Origin of the sequence: Cupriavidus sp. SHE, from assembly GCF_000812445.1 — a bacterium.
Lineage (GTDB): Bacteria > Pseudomonadota > Gammaproteobacteria > Burkholderiales > Burkholderiaceae > Cupriavidus > Cupriavidus metallidurans.
The window spans coordinates 71,175-96,063 of record NZ_JWMB01000007.1; the positions used below are offsets into that span (position 1 = coordinate 71,175).

The window sequence follows — 24,889 nt, forward strand, 5'->3', positions numbered from 1 at the left end:
CGATCTGGCCCGAAGGCGTCATTCTGACATGCCCGGACACTTGGCAGGTATGCCAATCCAGCGATTGGCATAGGGCAAAAAAACGGTGATGCAGCGGAATCGGGGGCACCGGATTGAAGTGGGCTTCGCGCCGCATTCGCGGCGGTGGCTCCCCGGGGCCGCGCCGTGCCGGTGCTCCACGCCGATCGGCCGTTGGAGCCGCCAAAGGAACTTGCCGCCCTCCGCCGGGTCCATTGTTGCGGTCGGTTACAATGCTGTGCCGCAATATCACAATTCTCAGGCTGACGCTGCAGTTGTACCGTATTCGTCACAAGAAATGTGATTTTTATCCGCTTTTCACGCCCCCGATTTGATGCGTTTCGTCCTCTTCCTGCTGACTGCCTTGTGCCTGTCCGCGCTGTCGTTCTCGGCAGCGGCGAACGTGCGCTCGGCCGTGCCGAAGGTGGTAGCGGCGAAAGCGGAAGCGGCGAAGGTCGAGGTGGCCATACCCGATTACGATGCGAGGCTCGCCACCGGCGACGATCTCGCACAGCTTGCCCTGCCGGGAGATCCCGACTTCGGTGACGACGCGGAATTCGATGACGGCCCGCCGCCGGGGTACTGCAATATCTGGTCGGCTGATCTGCTCGATCCGCCCGATCTTTTCGACGCGGTCGACGAGACCAGCGCGTTATTCATCCTTCCCGTATTCCAGCTTGCGCAATCCGTCGATGTCGTGCTGCCCACGCTCACGGAACGCGGCAAGTTCCAGTCCGAAGGCCAGTTCCGACCGCCCAGACCCTTCGTCTGATCGCTCAGGCCGCCGTCCGTGCTGACTGCACGCGCGGTGCGCCTTCATTGCCCCTGAGTCCACACACGTCCGTGACGGTTGCCGTCGCGGTCTGACGCCATGCGTGCCCGCCTGCCGAACGATGTCCGGTGGCGGGGCGTGTGACGGGAAGCGTGTGTGTAGTCGCCGGGGCAGTCGTGCCGTTCGACCGATCCTGACATGAAGACCAAGAAAACGTTGACTTGGGCCGCCGCGCTGTCGTTGATGAGCGCGCCGGCCTGGGCCGCGCAGCCCGTGCCGGCCGGCGTTACCGCCGCCCCCGGGGCTGCCTCGCCACAAGCGGCGAAGCTCGCCGCCAAGGCCATGCCGCGCGCTACCACGCCAGCCCCCGATACGTTCGACCTGCCGCAGTTGCTGCAACTGGCGCAGTCGACCAACAAGGGCGTGGAAGCCGCGCAGGCCAATGTGGATGCCGCCACGGCTGCTATTACCAGCGCCCGTGCGTATCCGAACCCGCAAGTGGAAGTGATGTATGGACGCCTGTCCGGCAAGCAGCCGGGCGTGACCAGCGGCAATGCGCCGTCCTACGCAATCGTCCAGAAACTCGATTACCCGAACCAGCGCAATCTGCGCGAGCAGATGGCGGGCCGCGGCCTGGAGGCTTCCGAGGCAATGCGGCAAGGCTTCCGCAGTGACCTGGCCGCGCGCGTGAAGACGTCGTACTACCAGGTGCTGCGCCGCGAGACCGAACTGGCCGCCGCGCGCGAGGACCTGAACATGATGCGGCAGATCCAGGAGCGCGCGAAGGTGCGCGTGAACGTCGGCGAGGCCCCGCGCTATGAATTGATCAAGGCCGACACGGAACTGCTGGCTGCGCAGAAGACGCTGCAGACGGCGGAGCTGCGTGTCGACCAGGCCAAGGCCACGCTGCGCCAGCAGGTGGGAGGCGTAATGCCCGCGCGCTTTGCGCTGGACGGCAGCCTCGGGCACGCGCCCGACATGCCACCGCTGGAAACGCTGCGCGACACGCTGCAGGCCAGCAATGCGGAACTGACCCAGCGCCGCAGCGAGCTGGAACGCGCGAAGCTGGGCGTGGACTACCAGCGCGCGCTGCGCTGGCCCGAGGTGGCGGTGCGTGCCAGCACCGACCGGCAGCCTGACAACAATGTTTCGCAGATCGGCCTGGTGATGACGATTCCGATCTGGGATCGCCGCAGCGGCCCGGTGGGCGAGGCGACGGCGCAGGCCACACAAGCCCGCACGGCGCTCGAAGCGCGTGAATTCGAGTTGATGCAGGAACTCGACACGGCCTATCGCCAATACGAGATCGCGCAGGCGCAGGTGACGGCGCTCGAATCGGGCATCGTGCGCGAGGCCGAGTCGGCCTTGGGCGTGGCCGAATCCGCCTATCGCTTCGGCGAGCGCGGCATTCTCGACTACCTCGACGCCCAGCGCGTGCTGCGTAGCGCGCGCAGCGAGTTGATTGCTGCGCAATACGAACTGCAAGTCGCCGCCATCCAGATTGACAAGCTCATGTCGGCCTCGCCGGGCGTCAATACCGCCCCCGCGTCGTCCATGCCCGATCTCCCGAATCTGAACTGATCATGCGTCCCCAATTCCTGCTTTCCTTTGCAGCCGCCGCCGTGATGATGCTGTCGCTGGCCGGCTGTTCCGATGACCCCGCCCCGGCCGCCGAGGCGCCAAAGTTGCCACCCGGCATTGTCAAGCCCGAGGAGAACCTCAAGCGCACGCTCAAGGTGGCGCCGGTTGCCGCGTCCCCATTCAGCGAGATGTTGCGCGTGGCGGGCCGTATCGACTTCGACGAGCAGCGCGTCTCGCGCATCGGCGCCAGCGTGACTGGCCGCGTGACCGATCTCTATGCCGTGCTCGGCCAGGAGGTCAAGGCCGGCCAGGTGCTGGCCCGCCTGCACAGTAGCGAACTGGGCGCTGCCCAGATGGCCTTCCTGAAGGCCGAGGCGCAGAACACGCTGCAGGCCCGCAATGCGGAGCGCGCGCGGCAACTGTTCGCCGCCGACGTGATCGGCCGTGCCGAACTGCAGCGCCGCGAAAGCGAATACGCGATTGCCGCGGCGGAGGCCCGTGCCTACCGCGATCAACTGCGCGTGCTCGGCATGTCCGCCGCGTCGATCGCCACGCTGGCGAAGAGCGGCAGCATCGAGTCGTATTCACCGGTGTTCTCGAGCATCAACGGCACGGTGGTCGAGCGCAATGTGGCGCAGGGCCAGGTGGTGCAGCCGGCTGACGCGCTGTACACGGTGGCCGATCTGTCGCGCGTGTGGGTCGTCGCCGAGGTGCCCGAGCAGCAGGCTGCGCAGGTGGCCGAAGGGCAGAGCGTCGATATCGAGGTGCCGTCACTGGCCAACAGCAATGGCCGCATCACGGGCAAGCTGATCTACGTGGGCCGGACCGTGAATCCGCAGTCGCGCACGGTGCTGGTTCGTACCGAACTCCAGAACAAGGATGGCCGTCTCAAGCCCGCCATGCTCGCCACCATGCTGATCGCCGCCAAACCGGTGGAACTGCTGGTGGTGCCGGGTTCAGCCGTGGTCCGTGAAGGCAACGATGAACAGGTCTATGTGGAAGTTAGCGACGGCCAGTACCGCCTGACCAAGGTGAAGCTGGGCCCCGAGAGCGACGGCATGCGTGTGGTCCAGAGCGGCATCAAGCCTGGCGACCGCGTGGTCGTGGAAGGCGCGTTCCACCTGGACAACGAGCGCAAGCAGCAGGAGCAGGGGTAACCGGCCATGATGACATCGCTTGTTGAAGCCGCGATCAAGCAGCGGCTGGTGGTGTGCGTGATCGCCGTGGTGCTGTTCTTCTTTGGCCTGCGCGCGGCCGGGAAGCTATCCGTCGATGCGTTCCCGGACGTCACCAACGTCCAGGTGCAGATCGCCACGGAAGCCACGGGACGCTCGCCTGAGGAAGTGGAGCGCTTTGTCACGGTGCCGATCGAGATGTCGATGACGGGCCTGCCCGGACTCGAGGAGATGCGCTCGCTGAACAAGGCGGGCCTGTCGCTGATCACGCTCGTGTTCACGGACAAGACCGACGTCTACTTCGCGCGGCAGCTCGTCATGGAGCGGCTGATCGAGGTTTCCGGCCGAATGCCAGAGGGCGTGACGCCGGTGCTCGGGCCGGTTTCCACCGGGTTGGGCGAGGTCTACCAGTACACGCTGGACCGCGCCGACGACGGCGACCGCGAACTGACACAGGAGGAACTGTCGGAGCGCCGCATCGCGCAGGACTGGGTGGTGCGGCCGCTGCTGCGCTCGATCCCGGGCGTGGCGGAAATCAACTCGCAGGGCGGCTTCGTGCGGCAGTACCAGGCACTGGTCAATCCGGAGCGGATGCGCCACTACAGCATCAACATCCAGCAGGTCTACCAGGCGCTGGCGCGTAACAACGCCAACTCCGGCGGTGGCGTGCTGCCGCACTACGCCGAGCAGTACCTGATTCGCGGCGTGGGCCTGGCCAAGGGTGTCGACGATATCGGCAGCATCGTGCTCAAGGAGATCAACGGCACGCCGGTCTACCTGCGTGATGTGGCACAGGTGACGATCGGCCACGAGGTCCGCCAGGGCGCGCTGGTCAAGAACGGCCAGACCGAGGCCGTTGGCGGCATCGTGATGATGATGCGCGGTGGCAACGCCAAGGAAGTGGTGAGCCGCGTCAAGGCACGCGTGGCGGACATCAACGAGCGTGGCATGTTGCCGGGCAAGCTGCAGATCGTGCCGTACTACGACCGTAGCGAACTGGTGGACTCCGCGCTGTGGACCGTCACCAAGGTGCTGCTCGAAGGCGTGGTGCTGGTGGTGATCGTGCTGTTCCTGTTCCTGGGCGACGTGCGTTCCTCGGTGATCGTGCTGGCCACGCTGGTGCTGACACCATTGCTGACGTTCATCGTGATGAACCAGGTGGGGCTGTCGGCCAACCTGATGTCGCTGGGGGGGCTGGCCATCGCCATCGGCCTGATGGTCGACGGCTCGGTCGTGGTGGTCGAGAACGCGTTCGAGCGGCTCGGCCACGCGGAGAAAACCGGGCTGACGCGCACGCAGGTGCTGGTCAAGGCGGTGCAGGAAGTGGCCACGCCGGTGATCGTGGGCGTGGGCATCATCATCCTGGTGTTCCTGCCGCTGATGACGCTGTCCGGCATGGAAGGCAAGATGTTCGCGCCGCTGGCCTTCACGATCTCGATCGCGCTGGCGATCTCGCTGTTCCTGTCGCTGACGCTGTCGCCGGTGCTGTCGTCGTACCTGCTCAAGGGCGGCGCCGAACACGACACGCGCGTCATCGCGTTCATGAAGCGCTACTACCTGCGCATGCTTCACTGGTCGCTGGCAAACAGCAAGAAGACCGTGCTGTCGGCGGTGGGGCTGTTCATCGCCACGCTGATGATCGTGCCGCTGCTTGGTACATCGTTCATTCCGGAGATGAAGGAAGGCTCGATCGTGCCGGCTATCGACCGCGTGCCGAACATCTCGCTGGAAGAGTCGATCAAGTTGGAGAAACAGGCCAACAAGCTGGTGCTCGAAGTGCCGGGCGTGAAGTCGGTGGTCTCGGGCGTGGGTCGTGGTGAAAGCCCGGCCGACCCGCAGGGTCAGAACGAATCGACGCCGATCGCCAGCCTCAAGGACCGCGACGAGTGGCCCGATGGCTGGACGCAGGACGACATCGCCAACGCGATCCGCGAGAAGCTCAAGGCCATTCCCGGCGTGCAGATCGTGATGGCGCAGCCGATCTCGGACCGCGTGGACGAGATGGTCAGCGGTGTGCGTTCCGATATTGCCGTGAAGATCTTCGGCGACGACCTGGAGACGCTGCGTGACCTGGCTGGCCAGATCGCCCGCGTGGCAGGTGGCATCCAGGGGTCGCAGGACATCCGTATCGAACGGATCTCGGGCCAGCAATACCTGTCGATCGAGATCGACCGTCAGGCGATTGCGCGGTACGGGTTGAACGTGTCGGACATCCACGACATTATCGAGATCGCCATCGGCGGCAAGCGTGCCACGGACATCTTCGAAGGCGAACGTCGCTTTGCGGCGGCCGTACGCCTGCCCGAGGAATTCCGCAGCAACGTGCAGGAGATTCGCCAGTTGCTGGTATCGGCGCCCGATGGCGTACAGGTGCCGCTGCAGAGCGTGGCGAAGATCGAAGTGACCGATGGTCCGGCGCAGATCAGCCGCGAAATGGCCAAGCGCCGCGTGGTGGTGATGATCAACGTGAAGGATCGCGATCTCGGCGGCTTCGTGGCCGAACTGCAGTCCGCCACCGAGAGCAAGGTCAAGCTGCCCGAGGGCTACTACTTCGAGTGGGGCGGCCAGTTCCAGAACATGGAACGCGCGATGGGCCACCTGAAGATCATCGTGCCGATTACCATCGCCGCGATCTTCTTCCTGCTGTTCCTGCTGTTCAATTCGGTGCGCTATGCCACGCTGATCATCACGGTGCTGCCGTTTGCATCGATCGGCGGCATCATCGGGCTGTTTGTCACGGGCGAGTACCTGTCCGTACCGGCGTCGGTGGGCTTTATCGCGCTGTGGGGCATGGCGGTGCTGAACGGGGTGGTGCTGGTGTCGTACATCCGCACATTGCGCGAGTCGGGCATGTCGCTGCGCAACGCGGTGGTGCGCGGCGCCACGCAGCGTTTCCGTCCGGTGATGATGACCGCGACGATCGCCATGCTGGGTCTGGTGCCGTTCCTGTTCTCGACGGGCCCCGGCTCCGAGGTGCAGCGTCCGCTGGCGGTGGTGGTGATCGGCGGGCTGATTACGTCGACGCTGCTCACGCTGGTCATGGTGCCTACGCTGTACCGCTGGTTCGATGACCGCAAGCCGGAGCCGCGCGACATGTCGGTGTAACGCGACCCGGAACATTCGATCCGTACGCCAGTACAATGGCAACCGGCCGGCATGCAACGCGCGTGCCGGCCTTTTTTTGTTTGGAGTGCATACCATGACGATCCAAGCGCGCCGCGTGCTGACGGCGCTCGCATTGATCGCGCTGCCGGTGACCGCGATGGCGGCGCCTGCCGCATCCTCGGCCGACGCGCCCGTCAACGTCGAACTGGGCCAGCGCGGCGGCAAGCCCGAAGCGCCCGAGGCGCCCGGTGCCTGCATGAACGCGGTGAAGGCCGCGTTGCCGAATCCCGACCAGTTTCGCTGGGTGCGCGGCACCACTCGCCGCGTGGCCGAAGACGTCTACAGCGTGGTCGGCAGCATCGAGTACGTGGACAAGTCAGGACAGGCCCGCAAGGGCGAGGCGCAGTGCGATGTGATGCGCGCCCCCGGTAACCAGTTCATCGTGCCGAAGGTGCGTTTGCCCCAGTAATCTCCGCGCTGACCCTGCCACACCGGAAACCCGCAAGATGACATTTTTGTCATCTTGCGGGTTTTTGTTGGACATCGACGACCTCGTCTTCTAACCTCTTGTGTACGCCGTACACAAATAGCGGCGCAACTCACAAGGAGGCGTTTGCATGAAGATCGAAGCGACCAACGAACACCGCTGGCTACAAAAGCTCGTCGGCAGGTGGGTAGGCGAGGGCGAGGCCCAGATGGGCCCCGAGGCGCCGCCTGAAAAATGGAAGATCCCCGAGCAGGTCAGCCAGGTGGGCGACGTCTGGGTGCAGGCGCGTGCGGAGGGCGAGTTTCCGGGATGCGGGTCGGCGGTCACGATCATGACGCTCGGCTACGACCCCGTTCGCAAGCACTTTGTCGGCACGTTCATCGGTTCGATGATGACCCACATGTGGGTCTACGAAGGCGATCTCGAGGCCGATGGCCGCACGCTCACGCTGCGTGCCGATGGCCCGGCGTTCGGCCCGGATGGCAAAGTGATCGCGGGGAAAACGGCGAAGTACCGCGACGTTGTGGCCATGGTTGACGACGATCACCGCACGCTGACGTCGTTCATGCAGGCCGACAACGGCGAGTGGATGCAGATCGTGCAGGCTCGCTATCGTCGCGAGAAGTAGGATGCCGTTCACGGTTTGACTGGCGTTATATACGTGGTTATATTGCGATGCGACGCCCGCCATTCCGCAGGCGTGCTGCCGCATTGTTGCCACGATGAACCGCTCACTGCTGTTGCTGGATGCCTTTGCCGCCCAACCCGGCGATCCCGTTACACGGGCGTTGGCCGGGGTACTGGAGTCCGCCTGCGCGGGGCGCTTGCCGCGCTTCGCGCAATGGCTCGGCCTGCCGCCGGACGCGTTCCGGCACATGCTGGATCACTGCTTTCCCGGGGCCGCGCAGGCGGGGTGGGCGCCAGATGTTCCACCACAGGCGCCGGACAGCCTGCCGTGCGAATTCGCCGATCTGGTGGAGATGCTCGAGGACGGCTGCACGCCGGGCGCGGCAGGGACGCTGGTGCCGCTAGTGCATTGGGCCGCGCACGCGCTGGCCTGCGGCTGCTTCGGCCATACGCACTTGTGGCAGGACATGGGCCTGTCCGGGCGCGACGATGTGTCCGCGTTGCTGCGGCAGGTCTTCTGGCCGGTCTTCGCGGCCAATACCACGGACATGAAATGGAAGAAGTTCTTCTATCACCGCGTCTGCGAGCGGCTCGACATCCATCCTTGCCCTGAGCCCTCGTGCGAGGGCTGCGACCATTACGCGGCCTGTCACGGCACCGAATCGGCCATCGAATCGGCCATCGTGCGACAGCCTCGCTCCTGATTCCCGATTGAAGTCTCCCCAGCCTCCCCGGTGCAGGCGGGCGAGCGTATGAGCGTGGTTATGCGCGATCGACGCGATCGAGTTCGTTGCTGCTCCACCAGGCCTCCAGCAGCGGCTGGAAGCGGTCGTCGGGGGCGCGCGGCACGCGCGTGCTCTTGCGGGCGGGCGGGAGCTGCCGGCCCGTGAGCTGGTAGAAGATGGCGCCGGGCAACGTGCCGGGACCGTGGGGCACGTGATCGACCACGTTCATCTGGCGCGCGGCCTTCAGCGCGCGCGTGGTTTCCTCGGGGCTAAGACCACACGCGTCGGCCATCACGTCACGGCGCAGCGGGCCTTGACGCTTGAGACCATCGATCAGCAGATGCACGCAATCGCGCGTATTCCGTTGTTTCATGTCGCGCATTTTGCGTACCTGCCCCGGACTGCACAATCGTGCATGACATTTGTTTGCATTCGTGCCGGGAATCCGTGGCAGTTCGCTGACAAGCGCACATTCCAGGCGGTGAACGCGCCACATTCGTGCTGCAGGCTTGCATCGGTCTCGATACTGTATAAACATACAGTATTCGTAAAAATACGAGGGCAGCGCCAGTCGATTGCGCCTCTTCATCCACATCATGACCGTGTCATCGCATGTCACGCCGCCGACAGTCGTGGCGGGCCATGCGGCTTCCTCCTCCTCCGCGCCCCGTGCATCGGTGAGCGAACTCGAGCACCGCTACCCCGGGCTGTGGCGCGCGGGTCAGCTCGGCCGCGCCGGGCGCTTGCCCGTGTGCCCGACCGGGTACGATGCCCTGACGGCCGAACTGCCAGGCGGCGGCTGGCCTGTCGGCGCCGTGACCGAGTTGCTGCTGGCCCAGGGTGGCGCGGGCGAATTGCGTCTGCTGATGCCGGCGTTGCGCGCGCTGGCCGCGGCGGGGCGCCGCATCGGTTTTGTCGATCCCCCGTACCTGCCCAATGCGGCAGGACTGGCGGGAGGGCTGGCGGCAGGACTGGCCGACGGTGGCCTGCCCGCGCGTCAGCTTTACTGGGTACGTCCGCAGGCGGGTGCGCCAGTGGCATCGCGCCGCGCCGACATGGCGTGGGCGGCCGAGCAGATGTTGCGCAGCCAGGCGTTCGGCGCGGTGCTGGTCTGGCTCCCGGCGGCGCGGCCAGAGGTGCTGCGGCGTCTGCAGGTGCTGGCGCAGGCCGGCGATACCGTGGTGTGGGTGCTGCGGCCGATCCGCGTGCTGCACGAATCGTCGCCGGCCATGCTGCGGCTGGCGTTATCGCCGTTGCCCGGCAATCTGCTATCCATCGTTTTTCACAAGCGGCGCGGCCCGGCACGCGACACGCCGCTGCTGTTGCCGCTGGAAGGCATGCTCCATGTGCCGCGGCGCGCGGGTATGCCCGCGGTGCCCACGCCGGTCGTTCCGGTCGCTCCGGTCGTTCCAGCAACTCCGGCAGGAGCCGATCATCATGTTCCCGATATCTCCGACATCCGCGGCAGCGCCAGCCATCCCGGCGTACTGGATCGCGGTGCACCTGCCGCGCCTGCCGCTGGACGCGCTGCAGCCGAGCTGGCCTGAGCCGGTCGATGCCGGTATGTCCGCCGCTACGTCTACGTCTGCCCGTATGCCCGCCAGTACGTCCGCCAGTACGTCCGCCGATCCCCGGCCCGCACCCCATACCGGAACGCTGCATCAGGCGCTGCCGGTGGCGGTGATCGAGCACGAGCGCGTGGTGCTGGCCAATGGCCCGGCCGTGGCGCTGGGCGTGCGCTATGGAATGCGGCGCGGCGGCGTGCAGGCGCTGTCGGCCGATGTGGTACAGCTCGATCGCGATCTCGCGGCGGAGTCCGCATTGATGACCTCGGCCGCTTTGGCGTTGCTGCATTTCACGCCGGCCGTGGCGATCGACGCCGAACCCGAAGCGGCCACGGTGATGCTCGATGTCACGGCCAGCCTGCGCCTGTTCGGCGGCCATCGCGCGTTGTGCCGGGCGATTCGCGCGCGTGTGCGGCAACTGGGCACGTTTGCGCAGATCGGTAGCGGTACCACGGCGCAGGGCGCCGCATGGCTGGCGCGTCAGCCGTTGCGCAAGACGTCGCGCGGCATTGTCCGGCCCGCGCGCCGCGCGGTGCGGGCCGCCCGCATGACGCGCCTGCTCGACCGCCTGCCGGTGGAATGCCTGCACACGCTGGCCGATCCCGAATGGCTCGAAGGCATTGGCTGCCGCACGCTGGGGCAAGTGCGCCGTCTGCCGCGCGCGGGGTTGTCGCGCCGCATCGGCACGGAATTGCTGGCGCGGCTTGACCAGGCCTATGGCCAGATCGCGTCTGGGTTTGCCTGGTTCGAGGCGCCGCCGGCGTTTGCGCAGCGCATGGAACTGCCAGGCCGCGTGGAGTCGGCCGAAGGCGTGCTGGCCGGGGCGCAGCGGCTGTTGCTGGCGCTCTCGGGCTGGCTGGCCGTGCAGCAGGCCGGCGTGACGCGCTGCGTGCTGATGCTGGAGCACGAACGCTACCGGCTGGGCGAGGACACCGACAGCACGCCGGTGCCGCTCCGGCTGGCGCAGCCAAGCCGTGATCCCGTGCATCTGTCGAAGCTGCTGCGCGAGAAGCTCGACAAGATCCGCTTTCATGCGCCGGTGGGCGGGTTGGCGTTGCGCGTGGAGGCGATGGAAATTTGCGTGCCGCAAAGCGACTCGCTGTTTCCGGAACCGGGTGCCGAACCGGCGGAACTGGGCCGGCTGCTCGATACGCTGGTGGCGCGGCTAGGGCGCGACAACGTGCTGCAGCCGCATCCACAGGCGGATCACCGGCCCGAGCGCGCCAATCAATGGGCGCCTGTCGACGAACCGCCCGCCCGGGGCACGACAAACGGCACGACAAGCGGCGGCGCAGCCCCGCCCGAACGGCCGCTATGGCTGCTGGAATCGCCATTGCCGCTGCGCGTGCACAAGCATCGCCCCGTTCATGAGGGCCCGCTGGTGATGCTGACGCGCCCCGAACGCATCGAGGCCGGCTGGTGGGATGGTGGCCTGGCCACGCGCGACTACTTCATCGCCGAGCGCGACGACGGGCTGCGTTGCTGGGTCTATCGTGAACGCCCGGGGCATCCCACGCGCGACGGGCAGGAAGACGGCGGCGAATACCGCTGGTTCCTGCATGGGCTGTTTGCCTGAGCGCGCCGGATGCCAGGAGGTTGATCGTGCTGTCAGGCCTGTCTTCGTTGTTGCCGTCGCTGCCCGACTACGTCGAGCTGCACTGCATCTCCAACTTCACATTCCTGAACGGTGCCTCGCATCCGCAGGAACTGATTTCGCGCGCGTTCCAACTGGGCTACAGCGGGCTGGCGCTGACCGATGAATGCTCGGTGGCCGGCACCGCCCGCGCGCATCATGCGATCAAGGTGCTGCGCGAGGATATGTGGGAGGCGGTAACACGCAGCGCCCGGCGGCTTGCCGCAGGGCAGACGGCGGGCGATGTCGACGAGATAGAGGAGCTGTCGGCATTCGACCTCGACACCGGCGACGAAGAGAGCGATGCAGGAGGTGTGGAGGATGCGGAGGGTGCGGAGGATGAGGACGCGCTGTCGCCGGACGACTTCGACGATGACCCCGATGCCGCCGCGCGCCGTCATCGCGTGCTCGAAGCCCGCGCCGCCGCTGCCGATGCGTTCAACCTGATCATCGGCAGCCGCTTCACGTTGACAGCCGCGCCCGAAGACACCATGCCGCCACCGCGCCTGGTGCTGCTGGCGCGCAATCGCATCGGGTTTGGCGACCTGTGCGAGTTCATCACGCTGGGCCGCACCCGCGCGGAGAAGGGCAGCTATTTGCTGTATCCATCCGATCTTGCCGATCCGCAGCCGAAGCAGGCGCATCTGCGCGGAATGCCGGATTGCCTGGTGGTCCTGCTGCCCGATTACTGCGCCGATCTCGACGTCCTGCGCGCGCAGGCACGCTGGTGTCGCGCAACCTTCGGCGATCGCGCATGGATGGCGATGGAACTGCTGCAGGGCCATGCCGAAGCCATGCATCGCGCGCGTTTGCAGCAGGTGTCGGCGGAAACCGGCGTGCCGCTGGTGGCGGCCGGCGCGGTCAACATGCATGTCCGCTCGCGCAAACCGCTGGCCGATGTGCTGACCGCGATCCGCATCGGCCAGCCTTTGCCCGCGTGTGGACGGGCCCTCGCGCCAAATGCCGAGGCGCATCTGCGCATGCGTCAGGTGCTGTCGCGGCTCTATCCGCGCGAAGCGCTGGCGCAGACGCTGAAGCTGGCGGACCAATGCCGCTTCTCGCTCGACATGCTGCGCTACGAGTATCCCGAGGAACTCGTGCCCGACGGCGAAACGCCGATCACCTATCTGCGCAAGGAGGTGGAGCGCGGCATCACCGAACGTTTTCCACATGGCATGGCGCCGGAATGGGAGGCGCAACTCAAGGAAGAACTCGAGCTGATCGAGGAGAAACACTACGAGCCGTTCTTTCTGACCGTGCACGATATCGTCCGCTTCGCGCGCCAGGAGGGCATCCTGTGCCAGGGGCGTGGATCGGCGGCCAACTCGCTAGTCTGCTACTGCCTGCATATCACTGAGGTCAGCCCGGAACAGGCCAACCTGCTGTTCGGCCGGTTCCTGTCGCGCGAGCGTGACGAGCCGCCCGATATCGATGTCGATTTCGAGCACCAGCGGCGCGAGGAGGTGATCCAGTACATCTATGGAAAATACGGCCGCCATCGCGCCGCGCTGGCCGCGTCGCTGATTACGTACCGCTCGCGCAGCGCGTTGCGCGACGTGGGGCGTGCGCTCGGCATCGACCCGGGCGTGGTGGAACAGGTGGTCAAGGGGCAGGCCTGGTGGGATGGCGGCGCGGCGTTCATTGATCGCATTTCGCGCTACGGGCTTGATCCCGATTCCATCACCGTGCGGCAATGGGCCAGCCTGACGGAGCAGTTGCGCGGCTTTCCCCGTCACCTGTCGCAACATGTGGGCGGCTTCGTGATCGCCCGGGACAAGCTGTCGCGGCTCGTGCCGATCGAGAATGCGGCGATGGAAAACCGCAGTGTGATCCAGTGGGACAAGGACGACCTGGAATCGCTGGGGTTGTTGAAGGTCGATGTGCTCGCGCTGGGCATGCTGACCGCGATTCGCCGTGCGCTGACGATGATCCCGAATCCGGACCCGGAGCGCGCCGGACTGCCCACGCGCATGGAAGATCTGCCCGATGGCGACGTCAAGACCTACGACATGATCTGCAAGGCCGATACGATCGGCGTGTTCCAGATCGAATCGCGCGCGCAGCAATCGATGCTGCCGCGGCTGCAACCGCGGAAGTACTACGACCTCGTGGTGGAAGTGGCCATCGTGCGGCCGGGGCCGATCCAGGGCGGCATGGTGCATCCCTATCTGAAGCGGCGCGAAGCGTTTCGCCTCACCCGCAAGCTGCCAACCTACTTCGACGACGTGATCCGCCGCGTGCTGGGCCGCACCTTGGGCGTACCGATCTTCCAGGAGCAGGTCATGCAGCTTGCGATCGAGGCGGCTGGGTTTACGCCCGGGCAGGCTGATCAGTTACGGCGCTCGATGGCGGCCTGGCGCCGTCGTGGCGATCTCAAGAAGCATCAGGACGCGCTGGTACGGGCGCTGACCGGGCGCGGCTATCCCGAATCGTTCGCGCTGGCCATCTGCAAGCAGATCGAGGGGTTTGGGGAATATGGCTTCCCGGAAAGCCATGCGGCCAGCTTTGCCAAGCTCGTATACGTCAGCGCCTGGATCAAGTGTCATTACCCCGAGGCGTTCCTGTGCGCACTGCTCAACAGTCAGCCGATGGGCTTCTACTCGCCGTCGCAACTGGTGCAGGACGCGCGCCGGCATGGCGTGACGTCGCAGCCTGTGGACGTGACGATCAGCAACTGGGAGAGCACGCTGGAGCCGCGCCGGGAAGGGCAGAACTTCCGCGACGTGCGGCTGGGCATGAATCGCGTGAAGGGGATGCGCGAGGCTGCCGCACTGCGGATCGAGGCGGCGCGTGTGGCGCGGCCATTCGACAGCGTCGAGGACCTCGCTCGCCGCGCGTCACTGGACCGGCACGACATTGACGCGCTGGCCGCGGCCGACGCGCTGGTATCCCTCGCGGGGCATCGACGCCAGGCACGCTGGCACGCGCGTGGCGCGGCGGTGCAGACCGCGCATCGCGATCTGCTGCACGATGCGCCGCCGCAGGAGCACGCACTGCAACTTCCCGAGCCGAAACTCGGTGAGGACGTGGCCGCCGACTACGCCAGCCTGGGGCTATCGCTGAAGTGCCATCCGCTGACACTACTGCGCCACAGACTGAGCGCGCTCAAGTTCGCGACGGCACGCCAACTCGCGAACTGCGCCAACGGCCGCCGCGTGCGCGCCTGCGGCATCGTGACCGTGCGCCAACGGCCATCGACGGCCAGCGGCACGATCTTCACCTCGATCGAGGACGAGACCGGCGCCGTCAACGTCATCATCTGGCCAGACCTGGTAGAGCGGCAGCGCAAGGAGGTTCTGGGAGCGACGCTGCTCGGCGTGATTGGCACCTGGCAACGACAGGGCGAGGTGCGCCATCTGGTCGCGGACGAACTGGTGGATCTGAGTCCGTTGCTGGGGAGGCTGATGGTGGGGAGTCGGGATTTTCATTGAGAAGGAGGTCCAGCTTCCCCCCCCCTTCTCATGCATCGGAGCAGAGCGCAGCAGGCCGGTCCCCGACTCCGGTCCCCAACTCAACGCACAAATTTTCAACCCCTGCAAGCAAAACCCCGCCAGGGTTGATTGCCCAAAAATTAGGCAATCAACCTTGAGCCAATACCGGCGCGGGCTGGCGGGTTGTCAAGAGGGGGATTATCCACGCTCTCTGTGGATAGTTCCTATCCGTCGTGCGGACTACCCCATCTGTATTAACAGAGGTGCTTACTTCGGTCCCTACTTCGGCTGGGCAACCGTTCGCAGATAGGGCTTGAGCGTCTTGAAGCCCTGTGGATATTTTTTCTTCGCGTCGTCATCCGACACCGAGGTGGGGATGATCACGTCGTCGCCGGGCTTCCAGTTGACGGGTGTGGCGACGGTGTGTTTCGCGTTCAGTTGCAGCGAGTCGAGCAGGCGCAGCACCTCGTCGAAATTGCGTCCCGCGCTCATCGGGTAGACCAGCATGGCCTTGACCTTCTTGTCAGGGCCGATCATGAACACCGCGCGGATCGTGGCGTTGTCCGCTGCCGTGCGTGGGCCGCCGCTCGCCTCGGGGTGGATCATGTCGTAGAGCTTGGCCACCTTGAGGTCGTGATCGCCGATCATCGGGTAGTTGACCGTGGCGCCCTGCGTTTCCTCGATGTCCTTGACCCAGCGCGAATGGTCGCCCACCGGATCGATCGACAGGCCGATGATCTTCGTATTGCGTTTGTCGAACTCGGGCTTCAGCTTGGCCATGTAGCCGAGCTCGGTGGTGCAGACCGGCGTGAAATCCTTGGGGTGCGAGAACAGGATGGCCCAGCTGTCGCCGATCCACTCATGAAAATGAATCTTCCCTTCAGTGGTGTCGGCGGTGAAGTCCGGTGCTTCCTCGCCAAGTCGGATTGCCATGGTCGTGCTCCTTTATTGGTGGGTTGGGTGGGGGCGTGACGCAGCCGTCTGTGCGGCGAAAATCCAGTATAGGAACTGGTTTGCCTGCCGGACGGACAAATGGCCTTCATCCATGTGGCGGATGGCCGGCCTGGCCAGGGCCGTGCCGGTATCGCCGGAATCACTCCTGTCGTGCTACTCGGGCCGTTCCAGATCCTCGATGACCGCGCGCAGGAACCGGGCCGCCTCGCCGCCCGTGACCACGCGGTGATCGAACGTCAGCGACAGTGGCATGACCCGGTGCACGGCAGGCACGCCGCCGGACGCCACCACTTCGTCGCGCACGCGCCCCGCCCCGAGGATGGCAACCGTTGGCGGCACCACGATGGGCGCCGCGTAGCGGCCCGCGATCATGCCGAAGTTCGACAGGGTGATGGTATTGCCGCGCATTTCCTCCGGCGCGATGGTGCGCGCGACCACGTCGGCGCGCATTCGGTCCAGCCCGGCACGCAGGTCGGCGGCATCGCGTTTGCCGACGTTGCGCAGCACCGGCACGAACAACCCCTCCGGCAGGTCCGCCGCAATGCCCACGTCGATCCGCTCGAGCAGGTGGCGTCTGCCGGTCCTGCCTTCGTACCACGCGTTGAGCGCCGGTTCCGCGCGCACGCCGGCCACCAGCGCGCGCACCAGGCGGATCGTGATGTCCTGACCGGTCACCGATGCGCCGGTCGCCTGCCACGCGTGCAGGTCCGCATCGTCCATGACCGTGGCCGCGGCCACTTCGCTCTGCGCGCGCGCCATGTTCTGCGCCATTGCGCGGCGCACACCGCGCAGCACGTCCGGCGCGCCGACGTCCGCCAGGGTGGTGGCCACGCGCTGCACATCGGTGGCCGTGATCACACCATCATGGCCGGATGGGGTGACCATCGACAGGTCGACCGACAGCTTGCGCGCCAGCGCGCGCACGGCCGGCGTGGCCTTGATGCCGTGTCCGCCGGGAATGCCGGCGGCGCCTACGCGCGTGACGCCTTCATTGACCACATGCGTGCCGACCTTCACGGCGCCTACCACCGTGCCGGCATCGTCGGGCGCCCCCGCGCCCTCGAAGCCAACCAGCGGCGCGCCCAGGTGGACGATGTCGCCGGGCTGCGCAAAGAGCTTCGCAACCTGTCCGGCGAACGGCGAGGGGATCTCGACGATGGCCTTGGCAGTTTCCACCGACAACAGCGGCTGGTCGGCTGCGATGGTGTCCCCGGGCTTCACATGCCAGTTGACGATTTCCGCTTCCTGCAGGCCTTCGCCCAGGTCGGGCAGTTTGAAGATCCGCATCGCTATGTCTCCTTGGCTAGGCTGCTTCCAGCGCGCGTCGCGCCGCGTCGACAATCCGCGCCACCGACGGCATGTAGCTGTGTTCGAGTCGCGCCAGCGGCACCACCGTGTCAGGCGCCGTCACGCGCTGCACCGGGGCGCTCAGCGAATAGAGTCCCGCGTCGGCCAGGTTGGCGGCAATCTCCGCGCCCAGGCCGGCGGTACGCGGCGCTTCATGCACGATCACGCATCGGCCGCTCTGCGCAACCGACTCCAGGATGGTCTCCATGTCCAGCGGCTTGAGCGTGGCCACGTCGATCACTGCCGCGGAAACGCCTTCGTCGGCCAGCACATCGGCCGCGGCCAGCGTTTCCCGCAACATCGCGCCCCAGCTCACCAGCGTGAGGTCAGTGCCCTCGCGCAGCGTGAAGCAGGCGTCGAGGGGCAGCGCCTGGCCGTCGTCGGCGACCTCCTGCCGGAACAGCCGATACAGGCGGGTGGGCTCCAGGAAGATCACCGGGTCCGGGTCGCGAATCGCCGCAAGCAGCAGCCCGTAGGCGCGCGCCGGCGATGAAGGCATGACCACGCGGATGCCTGGCATCTGCGCGAACAGGGCCTCCGGGCTTTCGGAATGGTGTTCGGGCGCGTGGATGCCCGCGCCGCTCGGCGCGCGTACGACCATCGGACACGTGATCCGGCCGCGTGTGCGGTGCCGCATATGACCCGCGTGATTCAGGATGTTGTCGATCGCCGGATAGATGAAGCCGGCGAACTGGATCTCCGCGACGGGCTTGAGCCCCATCGCCGCCATGCCGATGGCCGCGCCGACGATGGCGCCCTCGGCCAGCGGCGTGTCGATGACGCGCGCCTCGCCGAAGCGCGACTGCAGCCCCACGGTCGAGCGGAATACGCCGCCGTTCACGCCGATGTCCTCGCCCAGCAGCACCACGTCGGGATCGTTGGCCAGGGCGTGGGCCAGGGCCAGGTTGACGGCTTCCACCATATGCAGTTCAGCCATGATGGGCTCCCGAGGTGTCGGTCTTGCCAGAGGCGTCGTATTGCCGCGCGGTGTCGAGTTGTTCGGCCATGGCGTCTGGCAGCGTTTCATACAGGCAATCGAACATCGCCGATGCATCGGGATGCGGCAGCGCAAGATAGGCCTGCACGGCTGCGCCGACGGCCTGCTGGCATTCCTTGATCAGCGCCTCTTCCTGCGCGGCGTCCCAGGCGCCGAGGCGGGCCAGGTAGTCTCGCAGCCGGATAATGGGCTCGCAGCGCCAGGCTTCCTTGACCGATGCCTCGTCCCGGTAGCGCGACGCATCATCGGCTGTCGTATGGTCGCCCAGGCGGTAGCTCACCGCCTCGATCAATGTCGGCCCGCCGCCGTGGCGCGCATGCTCGATGGCCGCGCCAACGCGCTGCCGCACCGCAATCACGTCATTGCCGTCGATCTGTTCGCCCGGAATGCCCGCCGCGATCGCCTTCTGGGCCAGCGTCGCCGCCGCCGTCTGCTTGGCGCGCGGCATCGAGATGGCCCACTGGTTGTTGTTGATAACGATGACCAGCGGGACGTGCCACGCGCCGGCCATGTTCATCCCTTCGTAGAAGTCACCCTTCGAGGTGCCGCCGTCGCCTAGGATGCACACCGCCACGTTCGGCGCCTGGCGCAGCTTGAACGTGTAGGCCACGCCGGCCGCATGGCCAACCTGCGTGCCGATCGGCACGCAGTTGCCGAAGTCATATGGCACTGCGGCAAAGGCGCTGCCGCGTTCGTCGCCACCCCAGTACAGCAGGCTCTCCGTCATCGTGACGCCCCGCACAAACTGCGCGGCATGATCGCGGTACGACGGCACCAGCACGTCGTCGCGGCGCATCGCCGTGGCCACGCCGACGCCGATCGCTTCCTGGCCCAGCGCGGACGCGAACGTGCCGATCTGGCCGGTACGCTGCATCGCGATGGCCTTGAGATCGAACTGCCGGGTCAGCACCATGGCGCGATAGAGCGGCAGCAGGGTGGCCGGATCGCGGGCAAAGTCGGGAAGGTCGGGCTCGGGCGAGCCGTCGGGGGAGAGGTAGCGGGTAAAGCCGATTTCAAAACGCGCAACAGTGCCCATGTGGTTGTCCCCTTGAGGTTGCTCCCTTGTGGTTCGCGGTGTCCTGTGCGGCGCAGCATCTTGTGAACGCTGCTGCCTTTGAGTGTAGGGCACGGAATCGCGCTGCGGGCGTGCGGTGGCGCACCGCCGTCACATTGTCGGCGCGGGCGGGTGGGGCGGTTTCATCGGGGGACGCGAAGCCGGGGCGCTAGCGGCGCCGATGCGCGGCCTGTGGCGGCACACCGCCACGTGGTGGATAGAGTTTCTGGAACTGGGTGGACGTAATCCCCATGCCGCCCTTGTCGTCGATGATCGTCATCTCGTGCCACGCGACGGGCGAGCCCTGAAGACCGGCGAATTCCCTCAACTGCCAGATCCGGCCCGTCTGCGTGTCGAGCAGGAACGGGCCGGTGCGAGTCTGGCCGCTGGCGACGATCTGGAACCGGCCGGGCGCTGCGGCCTCCGCTGGCTGGCCTTCCGGGATGGGCGGCTGGGCGACGGCCCCGGCCCCGGCGACGGATGCGGCATTGGATGCGGCGGAAACCGGACTGCCGCTGGACGTGGCGGGTGCCCCTGCCTTGGGCTTGTCGCTGCCTCCGCATCCGGTCAAGACCACGAAGGCTGTCGCCATCGACAGAGACAGCATGGAACGTATTGCATCTTGCATACGGGCCTCCCGCGCGCCTGGTGTTGTTCCAGTCATTCCAGAAAGTTTAGGCGCGAGGCCACGGGCGCGCCAACGCGATATAAGGAATCCGCATAATCGCGCGCGATTTGATTCGTTGTCCGGCCGGTGCGGCTTCCCTACAGTGCAAGGCTTGTGCTTCCCCCAGAGCAAAGACCTGCCATGACGATCGCCACTGCCGACGCCACCGTCGATACCTCCGCCAACCTCGCCACCGATTCTTCCGCCAGATCCCTTCAAGATTTCGAAATCCGCCCGCTGGGCGCCGCACTGGGTGCGGAAGTCATCGGGGTCGATCTGGGGCGGCCGCTGTCGCATGGTGATTTCCAGCGCATCCATCAGGCGCATCTCGATCATCACGTGCTGGTGTTCCGCGACCAGCGCATCACGCCGGCACAACAGATCGCCTTCAGCCGCCGCTTCGGGCCGCTGCAGATTCACGTGCTGAACCAGTTCCAGTTGCCGGGCCACCCCGAAGTGCTGATCGTCTCGAACGTGATCGAGAACGGCAAGCCGATCGGGCTGGGCGATGCCGGCCACTTCTGGCATTCGGATCTCTCGTACAAGGAGACACCGAGTCTTGGTTCCCTGTTGCACGCGCGGGAGTTGCCCGCCGAAGGCGGCGACACGCTTTTCGCCAATATGCATACCGCGTGGGAGAGCCTGCCGGAAGCGCTGCAGCGCAAGGTGGCCGATCTCACCGCCGAGCACACGTATCTGGCGCGGTACGCGGAGTTGCAGGCGCGCAGCCCGTGGCGTCCGAACCTGACGCCGGAGCAGATCGCGCAGGTCAAGCCCGTGGTGCATCCGGTGGTTCGCACGCATCCGGAGACCGGGCGCCGCGCGCTGTTCGTCAGCGAGCATTTCACCACGCGCATCGTCGGCCTGCCTGATGACGAAAGCCGCGCGATCCTCGAAGAATTGTTCGCGCACAGCGTGAAGCCCGAGCACGTGTACCGCCATCAGTGGCGCGAGCACGACCTCGTGTTCTGGGACAACCGGTCGCTGCTGCATCTGGCCGCCGGCACGCCCGATCAACTGCGGCGCGTGATGTATCGCACCACGATCGAAGGCGATCAGCCGTTCTGATCCGGTTCCCGTTTTTTCACTCCGGCCCCATTTTTCAGGAGTCCATTGCATGTCGCTGTTTACGTCCGCTTCCACCCTGACCCGTCGCGCCGCCGTTGCCATGCTGACGGCGGGCCTCGCCTTGACTGGCAATGCGCACGCCGAAGGCCGCCTGCGCATTGCCGAGCAGTTCGGCGTGGTCTATCTGCTGCTCAACGTCGCACGTGACCAGCAACTGATCGAGAAACACGGCAAGCAGCAGGGTATCGACGTCAAGGTCGAATGGACGCAGCTTTCCGGTGGCGCGGCGGTCAACGATGCCTTGCTCTCCGGCGCGATCGACATCGCAGGTGCCGGTGTCGGCCCGCTGTTGACGCTGTGGGACCGCACCCAGGGCAAGCAGAACGTGAAGGGCGTGGCGTCGCTTGGCAACTTCCCGTACTACCTGGTCAGCAACAATCCCAAGGTCAAGACGATTGCGGATTTCACCGAGAAGGACCGCATCGCGTTGCCGGCGGTGAGCGTCTCGGTGCAGTCGCGCGTGCTGCAATATGCCGCTGCCAAGCAGTGGGGTGACAAGGAATTCAACCGGCTCGACAAATGGACCGTGGCGGTGCCGCATCCCGATGCTGCCGCGGCGATCATTGCAGGCGGCACCGAGATCACTGGTCACTTCGGCAACCCGCCGTTCCAGGAACAGGAACTGGCGGGGAATCCGCACGCGCGCATCGTGCTCAATTCCTACGATGTGCTCGGCGGGCCCAGCTCCGCCACGGTGCTCTACGCGACTGAGAAATTCCGCAGCGAGAACCCGAAAACCTATCGCGCGTTCGTCGATGCGCTGGCCGAAGCCGCCCAGTTCGCAACGAAGAACCCGGAAGCTGCCGCCGATCTGTATATCCGCGTGAACAAGGCGAAGATCGACCGCGCGCTGCTGGTGAAGATCCTGAAGAACCCGCAGGTGCAGTTCAAGGTGACGCCGCAGAATACGTTCGCGCTGGCGGACTTCATGTATCGCGTGGGTGCGATCAAGCATCAGCCGAAGTCGTGGCAGGACTATTTCTTCCAGGACCCGGCAACCGCCGAAGGGAGCTGACATGGCCGAAGGCAATAGCGCGCACCTGCGTGTGGTCGCCAGTCACGAACCGCTGCTGCAGGTGGATGGCGTATCGCTGGAGTACCGCACCGCGCAGCGCGTGGTGCGCGCCACGCATCGCGTGAGCTTCGACGTCCACGCCACCGACCGGTTCGTGCTGCTGGGGCCTTCGGGTTGCGGCAAGTCGACGCTGCTCAAGGCGGTTGCGGGCTTCGTGCCGCCGGCCGAAGGCGAGATCCGGCTCGATGGGCAACGGGTGCAAAAGCCGGGGCCGGACCGCATCGTCGTGTTCCAGGAATTCGACCAGTTGCCGCCGTGGAAGACGGTGCGACAGAACGTGATGTTCCCGCTGCGGCAGGCGCGTGGCATGTCAAAGGCCGAGGCCAACGACGTGGCGCTGCATTTCCTGGACAAGGTGGGGCTCGCGGCCTTTGCCGATGCCTATCCACACACGTTGTCGGGCGGCATGAAGCAACGGGTGGCGATTGCGCGCGCGTTGGCCATGCGGCCGAAAGTGCTGCTGATGGACGAGCCGTTTGCCGCGCTCGACGCGCTGACGCGCCGCCGGATGCAGGAGGAATTGCTCGCGCTGTGGGACGACGCGGCCTTCACGCTGCTGTTCGTGACTCACTCGATCGAGGAAGCACTGGTGGTCGGCAGCCGCATTCTGCTGCTGTCGCCGCATCCGGGGCGAGTGCGCGCGGAACTCAACAGTCATCAGTTCACGCTGGCCAGCCAGGGCAGCGCGGAATTCCAGACGGCCGCGCACCGCATCCACCGGATGCTGTTCGACGAATCCGCCACCGTGGAGGATGCGTCGAGCCGCATCGTTCACGCCTGAATTCCCAGGTATCCCCAAATTCCCGCACTTCGATTCGAGATGCAAGCGATGAGTACCGCCAATCCCCCGGTTCGCCCCGAGTACGAGCACGTACTGGCTCCCTTCACGGCCGCGCCGTTGTCTCTGCCGCTGCCGTGGTACCGGCAACTGTGGCAGCAAGGCTGGTTGCGCAAGGCCCTGATCCTGATGGTGCTGGCCACGCTGTGGGAGATCATCGCCCGCATCCAGGACAACGACCTGCTGCTGCCGACGTTCCTGGCCACGGTACGGGCGTTCGGCGAAGGCATCGCCAGTGGCGAACTGCCGGGCAAGGCGGCGGTGTCGTTGACGGTGCTGCTGCAGGGCTATGCGGCCGGCATCGTGCTGGCCTTCGCGCTCACCACGCTGGCTGCGTCGACGCGTATCGGGCGCGACCTGCTCGACACGCTGACGGCGATGTTCAATCCTCTGCCGGCTATCGCGCTGCTGCCGCTGGCGCTGCTGTGGTTCGGACTTGGCAGCAAGAGCCTGATCTTCGTGCTGGTGCACTCAGTGCTGTGGCCGCTCGCGCTGAATACGTATGCCGGGTTTCGCGGCGTGCCGGAAACGCTGCGTATGGCGGGGCGTAACTATGGCCTGCGTGGGCTGCGCTTCGTGGTGCTGATCCTGGTTCCCGCGGCGTTGCCGGCCATCCTTTCCGGGCTGAAGATCGGCTGGGCTTTCGCGTGGCGCACGCTGATCGCGGCCGAGCTTGTCTTTGGCGCTTCGTCGGGCAAGGGCGGCCTGGGCTGGTACATCTTCCAGAACCGCAACGAACTCTATACCGACCGCGTGTTCGCGGGGCTGGCCACCGTGATCCTGATCGGGCTGGCAGTGGAAGGGCTGGTATTCGCCACACTGGAGCGTGTCACCGTCCGGCGCTGGGGGCAGCAGCACTAGCAGCCACACTAGCAGCACTGGCAGGCAGGTCTTGCCGTTGTCATGCGAGCGGAGTAACGTACGCGCTCATGACCGCGATCCATCATGCTGCCGCCCAGGGCTTCTCTGCCCAGGCCGATACCTACGCCCGTGGGCGTCCCGAATATCCCACCGAGCTTTCCGGCTGGCTGCGCGACACGCTTGGCGTGGCGCCCGGCAAGACCGTTGTCGACCTCGGCGCGGGCACTGGCAAGTTCACGCGCCTGCTGGCGCAGACCGGCGCCACGGTGATTGCCGTGGAGCCGGTCGATGCCATGCGCGCGCAACTGTCGGCGAAGCTGCCGGACGTGCGGGCGCTGGCGGGTAGCGCCGAGTCGATTCCGCTGCCCGACGGCAGCGTCGACGCGGTGGTCTGCGCCCAGGCGTTCCACTGGTTTGCCAACACTGCCGCCGTGCAGGAAATCCGCCGCGTGCTGAAGCCCGGCGGCAAGCTCGGGCTGGTGTGGAATGTCCGCGACGAGTCGGTAGGCTGGGTCGCCAGGCTGACCGAGATCATGACGCCGTTCGAGGGCGATGCGCCGCGCTTCTACAAGGGGGACTGGAAGAAGGTCTTCCCGGCCGATGGCATGGGACCGCTCGGTCTGACACGCTTTGCGTACACCCACAGCGGCGCGCCGGAACAGGTGATCGTCGATCGCGTGATGTCGGTCAGCTTCATCGCGTCGCTGCCGCAGGACCAGCAGGACGCCGTGCGCGCCCGGTTGCGCGAGGTCATTGCCACCGACCCGGCGCTGCAGGGGCGCGACGTGGTGTCGTTCCCGTACAGCACCGAGGCGTACTGCTGCGAACGGCTCTGATCCGGTGGCGGTC

21 protein-coding genes are annotated in these 24,889 nt (G+C 66.2%); 15 read left to right on the plus strand and 6 right to left on the minus strand.

The genetic code is table 11. The annotated features are described in order from the left end of the window. The first annotated feature begins 352 nt into the window (after positions 1–352). From RN01_RS03330 to RN01_RS03360, 7 genes are all read left to right on the plus strand, one after another. On the plus strand, positions 353–790 hold the full coding sequence (locus RN01_RS03330; RefSeq protein ID WP_017514501.1) for a hypothetical protein: 438 nt from the start codon (positions 353–355) through the stop codon (positions 788–790). Between the two features lie 198 nt (positions 791–988). Continuing rightward, positions 989–2,371, plus strand: coding sequence for a TolC family protein (locus RN01_RS03335; protein ID WP_017514502.1), 1,383 nt, complete (start codon positions 989–991; stop codon positions 2,369–2,371). A gap of 2 nt (positions 2,372–2,373) precedes the next feature. Then, a complete protein-coding gene (locus RN01_RS03340) occupies positions 2,374–3,528 on the plus strand; it encodes an efflux RND transporter periplasmic adaptor subunit (protein ID WP_024570681.1) in 1,155 nt (384 codons plus the stop codon). 6 nt (positions 3,529–3,534) lie between these two features. Further along, positions 3,535–6,651, plus strand: coding sequence for an efflux RND transporter permease subunit (locus RN01_RS03345; RefSeq protein ID WP_017512393.1), 3,117 nt, complete (start codon positions 3,535–3,537; stop codon positions 6,649–6,651). 94 nt (positions 6,652–6,745) lie between these two features. Further along, a complete protein-coding gene (locus tag RN01_RS03350; RefSeq protein WP_008648670.1) occupies positions 6,746–7,120 on the plus strand; it encodes a DUF2880 domain-containing protein in 375 nt (124 codons plus the stop codon). Positions 7,121–7,268: 148 nt separating this feature from the next. Continuing rightward, positions 7,269–7,766: a DUF1579 domain-containing protein gene (locus tag RN01_RS03355; RefSeq protein ID WP_017512394.1), complete on the plus strand. Its 498-nt coding sequence runs from the start codon at positions 7,269–7,271 to the stop codon at positions 7,764–7,766. A 94-nt stretch (positions 7,767–7,860) separates the two neighbouring features. Beyond that, a complete protein-coding gene (locus RN01_RS03360; RefSeq protein ID WP_017512395.1) occupies positions 7,861–8,469 on the plus strand; it encodes a nitrogen fixation protein NifQ in 609 nt (202 codons plus the stop codon). Between the two features lie 58 nt (positions 8,470–8,527). Here RN01_RS03360 and RN01_RS03365 read toward each other — a convergent pair whose 3' ends face one another. Then, on the minus strand, positions 8,528–8,863 hold the full coding sequence (locus tag RN01_RS03365; RefSeq protein ID WP_223277414.1) for a hypothetical protein: 336 nt from the start codon (positions 8,861–8,863) through the stop codon (positions 8,528–8,530). Between the two features lie 223 nt (positions 8,864–9,086). Between RN01_RS03365 and imuA the strand changes: the two genes are divergently transcribed. From imuA to RN01_RS03380, 3 genes are read left to right on the plus strand one after another with little or no spacing between them, the layout of a single operon-like run. Continuing rightward, positions 9,087–10,037: a translesion DNA synthesis-associated protein ImuA gene (gene imuA / locus RN01_RS03370; protein WP_029700488.1), complete on the plus strand. Its 951-nt coding sequence runs from the start codon at positions 9,087–9,089 to the stop codon at positions 10,035–10,037. Continuing rightward, positions 9,928–11,631 carry a DNA polymerase Y family protein gene (locus RN01_RS03375; RefSeq protein WP_051068968.1) on the plus strand — a complete coding sequence of 568 codons (1,704 nt, stop codon included), beginning with the start codon at positions 9,928–9,930 and terminating at the stop codon, positions 11,629–11,631. Before imuA ends, RN01_RS03375 begins: the two co-directional genes overlap by 110 nt. Positions 11,632–11,657: 26 nt before the next feature. After that, complete coding sequence (locus RN01_RS03380; RefSeq protein WP_024570682.1) at positions 11,658–15,119, plus strand: error-prone DNA polymerase; 3,462 nt, start codon at positions 11,658–11,660, stop codon at positions 15,117–15,119. Positions 15,120–15,398: 279 nt separating this feature from the next. On the opposite strand, the gene RN01_RS03385 is transcribed toward RN01_RS03380, so the two are convergent. The 5 genes from RN01_RS03385 to RN01_RS03405 all read right to left on the minus strand — a co-directional run bounded on the left by RN01_RS03385 (position 15,399) and on the right by RN01_RS03405 (position 20,078). After that, positions 15,399–16,052: a peroxiredoxin gene (locus RN01_RS03385; protein WP_008650897.1), complete on the minus strand. Its 654-nt coding sequence runs from the start codon at positions 16,050–16,052 to the stop codon at positions 15,399–15,401. Between the two features lie 174 nt (positions 16,053–16,226). Next, positions 16,227–17,360, minus strand: a complete 1,134-nt coding sequence (locus RN01_RS03390) for a dihydrolipoamide acetyltransferase family protein (protein WP_017515462.1) — start codon at positions 17,358–17,360, stop codon at positions 16,227–16,229. 16 nt (positions 17,361–17,376) lie between these two features. Then, entirely contained in the window at positions 17,377–18,357 is a 981-nt protein-coding gene (locus RN01_RS03395) for an alpha-ketoacid dehydrogenase subunit beta (protein ID WP_008650900.1), read from the minus strand. Next, positions 18,350–19,453 carry a pyruvate dehydrogenase (acetyl-transferring) E1 component subunit alpha gene (gene pdhA / locus RN01_RS03400; protein ID WP_008650901.1) on the minus strand — a complete coding sequence of 368 codons (1,104 nt, stop codon included), beginning with the start codon at positions 19,451–19,453 and terminating at the stop codon, positions 18,350–18,352. The genes RN01_RS03395 and pdhA overlap by 8 nt, the downstream gene beginning before the upstream one ends. A 187-nt stretch (positions 19,454–19,640) precedes the next feature. Next, the gene (locus tag RN01_RS03405; protein ID WP_017513517.1) at positions 19,641–20,078 is read right to left on the minus strand and encodes a hypothetical protein; all 438 of its coding nucleotides are present in this window, start codon (positions 20,076–20,078) and stop codon (positions 19,641–19,643) included. Positions 20,079–20,279: 201 nt separating this feature from the next. Between RN01_RS03405 and RN01_RS03410 the strand changes: the two genes are divergently transcribed. From RN01_RS03410 to RN01_RS03430, 5 genes are all read left to right on the plus strand, one after another. Further along, positions 20,280–21,206, plus strand: a complete 927-nt coding sequence (locus tag RN01_RS03410; RefSeq protein WP_017513518.1) for a TauD/TfdA family dioxygenase — start codon at positions 20,280–20,282, stop codon at positions 21,204–21,206. Between the two features lie 49 nt (positions 21,207–21,255). After that, entirely contained in the window at positions 21,256–22,281 is a 1,026-nt protein-coding gene (locus RN01_RS03415) for an ABC transporter substrate-binding protein (protein ID WP_017513519.1), read from the plus strand. Between the two features lies 1 nt (position 22,282). Then, entirely contained in the window at positions 22,283–23,122 is an 840-nt protein-coding gene (locus RN01_RS03420; protein WP_017513520.1) for an ABC transporter ATP-binding protein, read from the plus strand. Between the two features lie 48 nt (positions 23,123–23,170). Continuing rightward, positions 23,171–24,040, plus strand: a complete 870-nt coding sequence (locus tag RN01_RS03425) for an ABC transporter permease (protein WP_017513521.1) — start codon at positions 23,171–23,173, stop codon at positions 24,038–24,040. Between the two features lie 68 nt (positions 24,041–24,108). Continuing rightward, on the plus strand, positions 24,109–24,876 hold the full coding sequence (locus tag RN01_RS03430) for a class I SAM-dependent methyltransferase (RefSeq protein WP_017513522.1): 768 nt from the start codon (positions 24,109–24,111) through the stop codon (positions 24,874–24,876). The last annotated feature ends 13 nt before the right edge of the window (positions 24,877–24,889 follow it).